Origin of the sequence: Streptomyces flavusporus (genome assembly GCF_046267975.1) — a bacterium.
GTDB lineage: Bacteria > Actinomycetota > Actinomycetes > Streptomycetales > Streptomycetaceae > Streptomyces > Streptomyces flavusporus.
Genome location: NZ_CP176503.1, coordinates 5119167 through 5130323, shown reverse-complemented (window position 1 = coordinate 5130323; position 11157 = coordinate 5119167). Strand labels below are relative to the sequence as shown.

General features: G+C 71.8%; 13 protein-coding genes. 7 read left to right on the top strand and 6 right to left on the bottom strand.

The genetic code is table 11. From position 1 onward, the window contains the following. Positions 1-184: 184 nt before the first annotated feature. From ACKTSN_RS24350 to ACKTSN_RS24335, 4 genes are all read right to left on the bottom strand, one after another. Entirely contained in the window at positions 185-2023 is a 1839-nt protein-coding gene (locus tag ACKTSN_RS24350) for a copper resistance CopC/CopD family protein (RefSeq protein ID WP_409471052.1), read from the bottom strand. Positions 2024-2095: 72 nt separating this feature from the next. Beyond that, the gene (locus tag ACKTSN_RS24345; RefSeq protein WP_409471051.1) at positions 2096-2569 is read right to left on the bottom strand and encodes a cupin domain-containing protein; all 474 of its coding nucleotides are present in this window, start codon (positions 2567-2569) and stop codon (positions 2096-2098) included. Then, a complete protein-coding gene (locus ACKTSN_RS24340) occupies positions 2566-3174 on the bottom strand; it encodes a GNAT family N-acetyltransferase (protein ID WP_409471050.1) in 609 nt (202 codons plus the stop codon). Before ACKTSN_RS24340 ends, ACKTSN_RS24345 begins: the two co-directional genes overlap by 4 nt. Continuing rightward, positions 3167-5230 (bottom strand): penicillin acylase family protein, encoded by a 2064-nt coding sequence (locus ACKTSN_RS24335; RefSeq protein WP_409471049.1) that lies wholly within the window; start codon positions 5228-5230, stop codon positions 3167-3169. The genes ACKTSN_RS24340 and ACKTSN_RS24335 overlap by 8 nt, the downstream gene beginning before the upstream one ends. Positions 5231-5308: 78 nt before the next feature. Between ACKTSN_RS24335 and ACKTSN_RS24330 the strand changes: the two genes are divergently transcribed. From ACKTSN_RS24330 to ACKTSN_RS24315, 4 genes are all read left to right on the top strand, one after another. Then, positions 5309-6019: a siderophore-interacting protein gene (locus ACKTSN_RS24330; RefSeq protein ID WP_409474910.1), complete on the top strand. Its 711-nt coding sequence runs from the start codon at positions 5309-5311 to the stop codon at positions 6017-6019. Positions 6020-6133: 114 nt separating this feature from the next. Continuing rightward, a complete protein-coding gene (locus tag ACKTSN_RS24325; RefSeq protein ID WP_409471048.1) occupies positions 6134-6811 on the top strand; it encodes an HdeD family acid-resistance protein in 678 nt (225 codons plus the stop codon). A 102-nt stretch (positions 6812-6913) separates the two neighbouring features. After that, complete coding sequence (locus ACKTSN_RS24320; protein ID WP_409471047.1) at positions 6914-7225, top strand: hypothetical protein; 312 nt, start codon at positions 6914-6916, stop codon at positions 7223-7225. A gap of 72 nt (positions 7226-7297) precedes the next feature. Next, complete coding sequence (locus ACKTSN_RS24315; RefSeq protein ID WP_409471046.1) at positions 7298-7435, top strand: hypothetical protein; 138 nt, start codon at positions 7298-7300, stop codon at positions 7433-7435. Between the two features lie 73 nt (positions 7436-7508). Here the strand turns inward: ACKTSN_RS24315 and ACKTSN_RS24310 are convergent, their stop codons facing one another. Continuing rightward, positions 7509-9056 carry a recombinase family protein gene (locus ACKTSN_RS24310; RefSeq protein ID WP_409471045.1) on the bottom strand — a complete coding sequence of 516 codons (1548 nt, stop codon included), beginning with the start codon at positions 9054-9056 and terminating at the stop codon, positions 7509-7511. Positions 9057-9123: 67 nt separating this feature from the next. Between ACKTSN_RS24310 and ACKTSN_RS24305 the strand changes: the two genes are divergently transcribed. Then, positions 9124-9420 (top strand): type II toxin-antitoxin system VapB family antitoxin, encoded by a 297-nt coding sequence (locus tag ACKTSN_RS24305; RefSeq protein ID WP_004943146.1) that lies wholly within the window; start codon positions 9124-9126, stop codon positions 9418-9420. A gap of 134 nt (positions 9421-9554) precedes the next feature. After that, positions 9555-10169 (top strand): LytR C-terminal domain-containing protein, encoded by a 615-nt coding sequence (locus tag ACKTSN_RS24300; RefSeq protein WP_409474909.1) that lies wholly within the window; start codon positions 9555-9557, stop codon positions 10167-10169. A gap of 25 nt (positions 10170-10194) precedes the next feature. Here ACKTSN_RS24300 and upp read toward each other — a convergent pair whose 3' ends face one another. Beyond that, the gene (gene upp, locus ACKTSN_RS24295; RefSeq protein ID WP_129798663.1) at positions 10195-10830 is read right to left on the bottom strand and encodes a uracil phosphoribosyltransferase; all 636 of its coding nucleotides are present in this window, start codon (positions 10828-10830) and stop codon (positions 10195-10197) included. A gap of 105 nt (positions 10831-10935) precedes the next feature. Between upp and ACKTSN_RS24290 the strand changes: the two genes are divergently transcribed. Then, positions 10936-11157: a hypothetical protein gene (locus tag ACKTSN_RS24290; RefSeq protein ID WP_385510586.1), complete on the top strand. Its 222-nt coding sequence runs from the start codon at positions 10936-10938 to the stop codon at positions 11155-11157.

Sequence of the window (11157 nt, the reverse complement as noted above, 5' to 3'; positions counted from 1 at the left end):
CGAAACCAATCAGAAAACAACCTGACCGAACACGAGGGTGGCGTAATAACAGCCGCATGTCCGGGCATACGTCAAGGGTGGACGTCACCCTTTGTTGAAACGTAACCGTCACACTCGTACGCCCCAGCGATCACGCACAGGCTGTCACAGAAATAAACACAACCAATCAGACCCCAGGTCTGTCCTAGCCGACGCGCACGTCCTTCTCCACCGTGACCTGGTCGATCTCCGTGGTCCGGACGGTGATCCGCATCGTCCAGGTGCCCGCCAGCGGGAGCCGGAGCGTGTCCGTCGCCCAGTAGCCACCGCGGTCCTCCAGCCGGGCGTCGATCGGGCCGACGTCCTGCGCGCGCAGGGTGAACGTCATCCGCAGCTCGGGAACGGTGGACAGACCGCCGTCGGACCCGAAGACCACAGCCTGCACCTGGTTCCGGCCCACGCGGCCGGGGGAGAGCTCGACCTGCACCCTGCCCCGCCCGTTCGGCGTGCCGACGTCGAAGGGGACGACCGTGCTGGACGCGGCGGCCGCCCCGCCTGCCGGGGCCGCCTGCGCGGCGGCACTCTCGCTCGCGGCCCGGCCCGGCAGGGTGACCGTGAGGAGCGTGGTGATCACCAGGACGAGCACCCCGGTCACGAACTCGACGAGGACGGAGCGCCGCAGGGCGCGGCGGTGCGGGTCGCCGTCGGGGGGTGGGGTGGGGGTCGGGGTGGGGACGGGGGCACCGTCGACCGGTTCGCTCACGCCCGCCGCCCGGCCCCCCACCAGTTCCGGAACCCTCTCCGCGGCAGCGGTCCGGGCCGGCTGTGCCGCCCAGTGGGACGTCCAGCGGCGGGAGACGGCCGCGGCCGCGAGCAGCAGGGTCACCGCGGCCAGCTTGGCGAGCAGGAGGCGGCCGTACGTCGTGCCGGTGAGGGCGTTGAAGGAGCCGAGGCCGCGCCAGGACTGGTAGACGCCGGTGACGGTCAGGACGGCCACGCAGACGAAGGCCAGCCGGGAGAAGCGGGTGACGGCGGGGGCGGTGAGGTCCTGCGGGGCGCGGTACAGCACGGTGAGCAGGGCGGTCAGGCCACCCAGCCAGACGGCCATGGCGAGCAGGTGCAGCACCGAGGAGGTGATCGCCACGGGCACCTGAATGCCGGCGGAGGCGTGCTCGGCGGCGGCCCAGGTGAGGGCGAGGCCGAGGGCGAGAGGGACGCCCAGCACGGCGTGCGGACGGCGCCAGGACCGTCGTACGAGGAGGAACGCCCCCGCCAGCAGCGCCAGCCGGGCCAGCAGTGCCAGCCCTGGCCTGCTGGTGAGCGTGGCGCGCAGGACGGCCGGGTCGAGGGCGTCGGCGAGACCGGTGCCGCGCTCGTAGGGGCCGCGCAGGAGGAGCAGGGCGGTGGTGGACACCAGCAGGGTGAGACAGGCCGCGGGGATCAGCCGGCGCAGGGCCTTCGAGGGGCGGCCGAGGACCGCGGCCGTGAACACGAGGACGCCGATGAGCAGGGCCAGTCCGCCGTACGCGCAGTAGCGGGCGATGTTGTACAGCGAGGTCGCGGCCGGGTCCTCGGCCGGGGCGGTGACGGCGACGGTGGTCGCGGAGGGTTCGCCGACGGAGAAGATGAACGCGCCGGAGACGGGGTGGCTGTCCGCGGAGACCACGCGCCAGGCCACGGTGTACGTGCCGTCCTCCAGGTCGGCGGGCAGCCGCAGCCGGACTGTGTCGGAGCGGCCGTCCACGTGTGCGGCCCCGCTGGTGCGCAGCGGACGGTTGTCGGGGGCGATGACCCGGACCGAGTCGTCGAGCAGGCCGACGGACTCGGTGAAGGTCAGGGTGATGTGCCGGGGGGCGGAGTCGAGGACGGTGCCGTCGCGGGGGTCGGTGCTGCCGAGTCCGGCGTGGGCCGACGCGGGGCCGGCCCCGCCGAGGAGGAGCAGGACCAGCACGGCGCCCAGCAGCACCAGCCGGTGAAGTCGCCGGGGGTGTTCGTGCGCTCCGTGGTCGCCGTCGTCCCGTTGTCCGCCATCGCGCAGCCCCATCGCTTCTCCGTCGTCGGATGTGCCCCCCGCGATACGTACGGACGCGGGCGCCGGTGTGCTCACGCACACGCTTCACGGGCGGCAGAGGTCCACGATCCGGTCGGCCCGGTCCGGGTAGCGGGCGATGAGGTCGGCGGCGTCCCCGTGTTCGTATCCCTCGAAGGTGAATCCGGGTGCCATCGTGCAGCCGAAGAACGCCCAGGCGCCGCCCTCGACGACCCGCCCGCCCATCCAGGTGCCGGCCGGCACGGTGAACTGGGGGTGCTGGCCGCCGAGTACGTCCGGTCCGAGCACGGCGGTGCGGGAGGTGCCGTCGGGGGCGAGGAGCAGGAGCTCCAGCGGGTCGCCGAGGTAGAAGTGCCAGACCTCGTCGGTGGGCAGCTGGTGCAGGGCGGAGTAGTCGTCCCGTTTGAGCAGGGCGACGATGGCGGTGCCTTCCGGGCGCCCGTCGGGCCGCTGGGGCCCCGCCCAGGTCTCTCGGAAGAGGCCGCCCTCGCGGGGGATCGGCTCCATGGCGTAGTGCGCGACGAGGTCTTCGGGGGTCACGCGGGGAAGGCTACCGCCCGGCTGAGGAAGGCGAGTTGAGCGTGCTTCTCCGGCAGGTACACGTCGGGCAGGTCGATCTCCGGCAGTACGACCTTCGGCCCTGCTTCGAAGCCCTGCCGCAGGAAGCGGGCGATCGCCCTGTCGTTGCGCACGTCGGGGTCGACCACGATCCGCTGCCGGTCCAGGGTGAGCAGCACGTACACGGTGATGACGGACACCAGCAGCGCCGTCCAGCCGGGGCGTGCGCCGCCCGGTCCGGCGGGCGCGAGCAGCAGGTGGACGCCGATGTCGCCGGGCCGGACCTCGTAAGCCTCGCCGACCCGGTCCGCGCCGGGCTCGTACGTCTGGAGCAGCGCGACCGGTTCGCCGTCGCGCACGACCAGGTGGGCGTGGTGGGTGTCGAGGGTGTCCATGTGCGCGTAGATGTCGGCGACCTGGTCCCGCGTGAGGCCGTTCATGCCCCAGAAGGCGGCCCGTTCCTCGCTGACCCAGCCGTGGATCACCTCGGCGTCGCCCTTCGCGTCCAGGGGCAGGACGCGGACGGTGCCGAATCCGTCGACCGCCTGTTCGTGGACGGCGGTGCGGGCGGCGTACGGGTCAGACATCGTCGGTCTCCTTCGTCAGACGGGCCCAGTCGGTGACGACGGGCACGAGATCTCCCTTGAGCCACAAGGGGAGTTGGTCGCGGTGGTGGGGCGAGCCGGGGACGCCGGACGCGCCGAACGGCACCACCCACAGGCTGTCCTCGCGACGGGCCAGGTCCCACACGTAACGGGCGGCCGGACCGCGTGCGGCGCGGTCGGTGAGGCCGGGGACCGCGGAGGTGCACAGCACACAGTCGTGGTCGCCGGACAGGCCGGGTTCGTCGTACGACGTGCCTGCCAGAGCCCGCCAGGGGGCGAGACGGTGGGTGTCGCCCCAGGTGCGCTGCGGCTGCCCGGCGACCTCCCGGACCGCGTCCCGGACGATCGCGGCGCGGTCGATGCCGTACAACTCGTCCGCGCTCAGCAGATGTTCCAGGGCGAGGCCGATGCGCGGGACGAGCGCGAGCCACGGAAGCAGGACCTCCGGGTAGGCGGGCGGCTCGGTCAGCCGGGTGAACGCCGGGTGGGCGGCGAGCCGGCGGACCACCGCGCCGCGCAGCGCCGCGTAGGCGGCGGCCTCGGGGCTGGTCGCGTCCATACGGCGGTCCCAGTCCAGGAGGCGGTCGCACAGGGCGGCGGCGTCGGGGGACAGGTCGTCGAGGGCCTCGAGGTGGGCGAGGAGGGGCGCGGCGGAGGCGAGGTGGGTGTCGGTGTGGATCGCGGGCATGTCGGCCGCCGACCACTGGTCCTTCTCGCCCAGCAGCGCGGCGATCCGGCCGGCGCGGTGCGGCGCGGCGAACTCGACGCCGAGGGGGGTGGCGGGGCCGCGCTGGTTGGCCATCACCGCGATGCCGTCGGTCAGGCCCGCGCGGGGCATCTCGTGCCAGCCGCGCCACTCGTGGCCGGGCTCCCAGGCGGGGACCGGCCGGATGCGGTTGGCCTCGGCGCGCACCGGTACCCGACCCGCGACCCGGTGCAGGGTCCCGCCCTCGGTGTCGGCGGCCTGGACGACGTTGACCGGCTCCGCCCATACGTCAAAGGCGCGGTCGACGTCGGCGACCGTGCGGGCCCGCAGCAGCGGCAGCAGGGCGGCGAAGCCGAGGTCGCCGGTGACGCGGGGCGGGTAGCGCAGGCTGAGGGCGAGGGGGGTGCCGTCGTCGAGTCCTTCGGGTCCACCGGCGACGACCGGCCCCCGTTCGGTCTCGATCACCTCGACCGGCACCCGCTCCGCACCGCCGACCTCGACGAACTCCGTGTGCCGCGCGGCCCGTTGCCAGCGCCCGTCCGGGTCGAGCGCCTCGACACCGGCGCCGGTGCGCCGCAGCCGCTCCTGGTAGAGGTCCTGGTAGTCGGCCATGGCGTTGGTGATGGCCCAGGCGACCGTGCCGGTGTGGCCGAAGTGGGCGATGCCGGGGACACCGGGGACGGCGAGGCCGACGACGTCGAACTCCGGGCAGCACAGGCGGATCTGCTGGTACACGCCGGGGTCCTCGATGAACCGGTGCGGGTCGCCCGCGATGACGGCCTGCCCGGTGACGGTGCGTTCGCCGGCGACCAGCCAGCCGTTGCTGCCGGAGGTGCCGGGACCGTCGGTGGCGAACAGCCCCACCGCCTGCGGACCCAGGTGCCGTACGACCTGCTCGCGCCAGAGTTTCGCCGGGAAGCCCGCGAACAGGATGTGCGTGGCGAGCCAGACGCCGAGCGGGGTCCAGGGTTCCCAGTGGCCGGGGGCCAGTCCGGTCGCGGCGAACTCGGGCGTACGGCGGGCGCCTTCGGCGAGGCCGTCGTTGACGCCGTCGACGTAGGCCCGGACCCAGTCGGACGTGTCGGGATCCAACGCGTCGAAGCAACGTCTCGCCGTGTCGTCCAGCCGCGCGCGTCTCGCGAAGACGTCCCAGGCCACGGCGTCGGGACCGAGGAAGGACGCCGAGGTGCCCTGGGCGCGGTGGCGTTCGACCTCCAGTTGCCAGGCGCGGTCGAGGGCGGTGACCCGGCCCTGGGCGTGGGCGAGTTCGCGGGCGCCGGAAGCGCGCAGATGCGGGATGCCCCAGGCATCGCGGTGGATCTCGGTGGTCACCCTGTCGCCCTCCTGTGTTTTAGGTTAGCCTCACCTAAGTTAGTCGTGGTGGAATCGTACGCGAAGGGTGAAGACGCGATGGGGCAGGGGCGGAGTTGGGAGGGCGCGGTCCTCAGGCTGCTGCGGGCGAAGGACTTCGTGTTCACCGTGACGGGCGCCGAGGACGTCACCGCCGAGTACCGGCGGCTCCACCTCACCGACGGCGGGATGCTCGCCGCGACCGGCGTGCACCCGACGATGTGGGTCCGGCTGTGGTTCGACAACGCGGGAAAGCCGCACCAGCGGGCGTACACGCTGGTCGACCCGGATCCGGCGGCCGGCACCTTCAGCCTCGAGTTCGCACTCCACGAAGGGTGCGCCAGTGACTGGGCGCGGGCGGCGAAGCCAGGGGACACGATCGAGGCGACGGTGCAGGGGACGGGTTTCCAGCGGCCCCGACCCGAGCCCTCGCACGTCTTCGCGATCGGGGACCCGGCCTCGCTGCCCGCGCTCAACTCCCTCCTCGACGAACTGGGTTCGGCGTCGGCGACGATCTGGTTCGAGGGCGAGCCGGCCGGACTGCCGTACCGGGGAGACAACGACCGCCACGAGCTGCGCACGCTCCCCCGCGGACACCTGGTCGACGACGTGAAGACGACGCTGCCCGAACTCCTGGCGGCCACTGCGCACCCGTACGTCTGGATCGCCTGCGACACCGCGACGACCCGCACGCTGTCGGCGTACGTCCGCAAGGACCTGTCCGTGCCGAAGGACCGTATGCACGCGCTGGGGTACTGGCGCGCGACCTGACGCCGGACGCGGCGGATCCAGCAGCTGTGGCGGCCAAGGCCGCGAAGAAGTAGCTGTCAGCCGAGTGGCCCGCTCCGGGATGCGGGCCGCTCGTCCGCGTTCCCAGCATGGAGCATGACCGAGCCACCGAGCGGCTCCCCCTGGGGTCCCGAGTACGACGACCGGCGCGTGCACGCCACCCGTGCCCCGCACGCGCCGCGCCCGCCGTACGACGGCCCCGAACCGCCCTTCGAGGGACCGCTGCACCTGATCTCCCGCGCCGCCTGGAAGGTCGTGCTGGTCACCGGGATCGCCTCGCTGGTCCTGGGCATCCTGGTCCTGTTCTGGCCGGGCGCCACGCTGCTGGCCGCCGGCATCCTCTTCGGCCTCTACCTCCTCGTCAGCGGCGTCCTCCAGCTCACCTCCGCCTTCGGCACCCACAAGACGACCTCGCTGCGCGTGCTGGCCTTCATCAGCGGCGCCCTGTCGATCCTGCTCGGCCTGTTCTGCTTCCGCGGCGCCATGCAGTCGATCCTGCTGCTCGCGCTGTGGATCGGCATCGGCTGGCTGTTCCGCGGGATCACCCAGACCCTGGCCGCCGCGTCCGACCCGGCGGTGCCCGCCCGCGGCTGGCAGATCCTCCTCGGCATCGTCACCGTCCTCGCCGGCGTCGTTCTGATCGTCTCCCCGTTCGAGTCGGTCGCCGTCCTCACGATCGTCGGCGGCTGCTGGCTGATCGCGGTGGGCATCGTCGAACTCCTCACGGCGCTGCGCATCCGCGCCCTCACCCGCCACGTCCCCCGCGAGCTGTGACCGGGAGAACCTCATGCCCGTCATGCCCGAGCCCGGTACGCCGAGCGAGCGAATAGCGCAGGCCCTAGGGGCCTCGTCCGCCCGCCGGGGAGGTGAGCAGCCGTGAATGCCGTCCCGGCTCCGAGTCGCTGGGCACGGGTGGTCGTGCTGTTGCTCGCCCTGGTCGTGCCGGCGGCGCACACCGACGCGGTCGCCGTGCCCGCCGTGGCCGTGGTGGGCGAGGTGACCGAGGGCGACGTGCTGGACACCGCCGTACGGCCGCCGGGGCGGGCCGTGCACCAGCCCGCCCTGCCGCAGCGGCCGGTCCGCCCACCTGCCCCGGCGCCCCACGGGATGCCGGCCCGCCCCTGCCCGGCCCCGCCCTGGCCGCCGTACACCCCAAGTGCCCTGCGTTCCGTGGTCCTGCGCTGCTGATGCACCCGTCGTCCCCCAGGCCGGTCAGTACGACCCCCAAGGAAGACAGACGGACGCAAGGAAGAAGCAGCCATGCCCTCAGATCCCTACGCGGTGCTGCGCGCCCTGGTGCGCGCGGAGGCCGCCCGCAGTGCCCCGAAACGGGAAGCGAAGGAAGCCAAGCCGCAGCAACAGCCCGGCCACGTCGGGGAGGAACAGCGGCGCGGCTGACGTGAAGCCGGACGCCCCCGCACGGGGCGTCCGGCTCAGCGCTTTCCACGGGCCACCTCACCCATCGGCCCTGTCATCGACCGAGCTTCGGCGCGACCCAGGTGACGGTGGTTCGGCGGCCTGCGTCGTAGAGCTCCCACTTGTTCCCTCGCGACAACGCCTTCGCCACCTCGATGCGGTCGATGAAGCAGCGGAGAAATGTACGCCTGTCGGTCAGCGGCGCGGACCACCACTCACCGGCCTCATACGCCTTCGTCCTGACCACGAGATTCGCTACCGAGCCGAAACGAGCACCTGCCTCGACAAGAAGCTCGACCGAGCACGGCCGACCCTCATCGGCTCGGGAGACCTCGGTGAAGATCCGCTGGATCACGTACTCCTCGACGTGCACTCGCTTGATGCTGTTTCCGCCCTCATGTCCGCCCGTCGCCCCTTTGGGCCGGGAGCAGCGGTACGAGGCAGTGGCGTCAGCTGAGCCATTGCTGACCATGGTCGCCCCGCACACGCAACGCAGCACTCCCAGACCGCTCAGAAGTGAACTGGCCCGTCGCCCGTCCTTCTCCGCCCCGCGAGTGTCCAGCCATGCCTGAAGCTCCTCCCAGTCGGCAGTGCCGAGCACGGGTTCATGACTCATCACCGGCATCAGAGTCTGCGGATCGACCACGCTTCGGTACCCGACGACGGAGCGACGGGTACCAGGGGCGTCCGTCGAGTCCGGACCGTAGACCGGTTCCACCATGTGACCGATCAACCGCGGATCTCTCAGAATCCTCTTGAGCGTCGACACCTCCCACAGTGACGGCCCGCGTCGCTCTTTCAGCCCGTCAGGTCCCGTTGCCCGCCACTTGTCGGCGAGCCGTGCGGTCTTCGTCGGCACTCCCTCCGCATTCAGTTCGGCGCAGATGCCCGAGAGCGACCCGGGGTGTCGTCGGCCGACCGGTACTTCTTCATCCTTGTGTGTGAGGATCCTGCGTACGACGTCCCGAATGACCTCGGCTTCCTCCGGCACCACAACCAGCTGCCGAATCGTGAGTCCGTCCCTTCGCGCCTCGGTCACCGCGTATCCGAACGGCGGAAGACCGCCCACCCAGGAACCCGCTTCACGCAGGACCCTCTTCGTGTCGCTCACGTGACGTGACCGGTTCACGCTCTCCTGATGTGCCGCCTCCAAGCGCCGGGCCAGCTCCTCTGTGTCTGCGGGGCCGTACACGCCCTCGGTCACCGAGATCACTGTCACACCGAGCCCATGGAGTTCACCCGCAAGAGGCCGGACCGCGCCCACGTCCTGCCGGGACAGACGACTCAGATAGTTCACGACGACCACGTCGACACACCCAAGCCGCACATCGGCCAGCATGCGCTCGAACTCCGGAGGGGCGGAACCGGCGCGGTAGGCCGAAACGGCCTCATCCACGTACTCGCCCACATACCGGTAGCCACGTGCGGCCGCCTCGGCGCGGCAGGCGGCGAGCTGCGCTCGTACGGATCCAGCTGACCTGTCCGGTCGTCCGAGGCTCTGCCGCGCATACCCGACCGCTACCTTTCGATCATCCATAGGGGGAATGTGTCGGCAACCCAGCCACATCCACCCCCTTTGACCGATATTGGCCGTGGTTTGCACGTACTTGACTAGCGCGGCCCGAGCCGGGAGGCTGCGGCCGGGGAGGCTAGACGGGTAGGCTTTCCGTGTGATCTTCAAGCGCATCGGAAACGGCCGGCCGTACCCCGACCACGGCCGGGAAAGCACCCGGCAGTGGGCGGACGTCGCGCCGCGCCCGGTCCGCCTCGATCAGCTCGTGACGACCAAGCAGCAGCTCGACCTCGAGACCCTGCTGGCCGAGGACTCGACGTTCTACGGCGACCTCTTCGCGCACGTCGTGAAGTGGCAGGGAGACCTGTATCTGGAGGACGGCCTCCACCGCGCGGTGCGGGCGGCCCTCCAGCAACGCCAGGTGCTGCACGCCCGCGTACTCGAGCTGGACTGAGGCCCGCCCAAGGCACCCGCCGGCAACGGCTTGGCCCTTTCGGGTTCTCCTGAGCGGCGTCGAATGATCATCTAGTAGGCATTGCCGCCCGGGCGCACTACGCTGCGCCCATGAGCATGCTGACTCCCCCCGGCATGGGCGGCCAGTACCGCATCACGGGGGACAAGTACCCGCGGATGCGCCCGCCCCGGCGGCGCGGCAGGCTCGTACTCCTCGTCACCGCCTCCGTCGCCGTGCTCGGTGTCCTCGGCTGGGGGACCCTCCAGCTGATCGACGTCTTCACCGGCGGCGACAAGGCGTCGGCGGTCGGCCCCGAGGCGGACTGCGCGACCAAGGCGAGCCCATCGCCCAGCGCGGCCAGGAACCTGCCCGAGCCCCGCGCGATCACCGTCAACGTGCTCAACGCCACGACCCGCAGCGGCCTCGCCAAGCAGACCGCCGACGAACTGAAGAAACGTGGCTTCAGGATCGGCGACGTGGGCAACGCGCCGAAGGAGCTCGACAAGAAGGTCGGCGGCACCGGCATACTCCTCGGCCCCACCGCGTCCCTGAACACCTCGCTGCCCGTCCTCGCCACCCAGCTCACCACCGCCGAACGCCGCACCGACGCCGGACGCAAGGGCCCGGCCGTCGACCTGATCCTCGGCAACCGCTTCAAGGGGCTGACGAAGCAGGCGGACGCCGCCGCGGCGCTGGCCGCACTGGCCGAGCCGGAGCCGACGCCCACCGCGTCGAAGAAGAGCTGCTGAGCCTCGTACGAGGCTCAGCAGGGCCCTATTCGGCCGCCCCGTACATCCGGTCCCCGGCGTCGCCCAGGCCCGGCACGATGTAGCCGTTCTCGTTGAGGCGCTCGTCGACCGATGCCGTCACCACCGTCACCGGGGTGCCCGCCAGTTCGCGCTCCATGAGCTCGACGCCCTCCGGGGCGGCCAGCAGCACCACCGCGGTCACATCGTCGGCGCCGCGCTTGATCAGCTCCTGGATCGCCGCGACCAGCGTGCCGCCGGTGGCGAGCATCGGGTCCAGGACGTACACCTGCCGCCCGGAGAGGTCCTCCGGCATGCGGGTGGCATACGTGGACGCCTGCAGCGTCTCCTCGTTGCGGATCATGCCCAGGAAGCCCACCTCGGCGGTCGGCAGCAGCCGGACCATGCCGTCCAGCATGCCGAGGCCGGCCCGCAGGATCGGCACCACCAGCGGGCGCGGATGGGAGAGCTTCACGCCGGTGGTGGAGGCGACCGGCGTCGTGATGTCGACCTGCTCGGTGCGCACGTCGCGCGTGGCCTCGTAGGCGAGCAGGGTGACCAGCTCGTCGGCGAGACGGCGGAAAGTCGCGGAGTCGGTGCGCTGGTCGCGCAGCGTGGTGAGCTTGTGGGCGACCAGTGGGTGGTCGACGACGTGGAGACGCATGCCCCCAACAGTAGCCGCGCTTCGTGGCCGCCACGCCCTGGCGTCAAACCCCCCGTCCGGGGGAAGGTGGGAGGGACGGATGGGGGTGATGTGCCTGTGCCTGACCTGCCTGACCTGCCCGAGGGCGACACCCCGGGGGACCGGGATTCCGCCGGACGGCGCACGGCCGCGACGCCGCAGGAGACCGACGCCGAGCGGAGGCGGCGCCGGGCACGGTTCCTGCGTGAACTCGCCGAAGCGCGAGAACTTCGTGACCGCGTCCAGCCCCGGCGCGCCAAGACGGCCCGGCTGCGACACGCGATGCGCATGCGAACGTTCCGCTGGTAG

Bases quoted from the DNA above. Each gene is read 5' to 3' on its own strand.
- ACKTSN_RS24350 (WP_409471052.1), bottom strand. From the start codon at position 2,023: ATGGGGCTGCGCGATGGCGGACAACGGGACGACGGCGACCACGGAGCG.
- ACKTSN_RS24325 (WP_409471048.1), top strand. From the start codon at position 6,134: ATGACCGAGCCACCGAGCGGCTCCCCCTGGGGTCCCGAGTACGACGAC.
- ACKTSN_RS24340 (WP_409471050.1), bottom strand. From the start codon at position 3,174: ATGTCTGACCCGTACGCCGCCCGCACCGCCGTCCACGAACAGGCGGTC.
- ACKTSN_RS24315 (WP_409471046.1), top strand. From the start codon at position 7,298: ATGCCCTCAGATCCCTACGCGGTGCTGCGCGCCCTGGTGCGCGCGGAG.
- upp (WP_129798663.1), bottom strand. From the start codon at position 10,830: ATGCGTCTCCACGTCGTCGACCACCCACTGGTCGCCCACAAGCTCACC.
- ACKTSN_RS24330 (WP_409474910.1), top strand. From the start codon at position 5,309: ATGGGGCAGGGGCGGAGTTGGGAGGGCGCGGTCCTCAGGCTGCTGCGG.
- ACKTSN_RS24300 (WP_409474909.1), top strand. From the start codon at position 9,555: ATGGGCGGCCAGTACCGCATCACGGGGGACAAGTACCCGCGGATGCGC.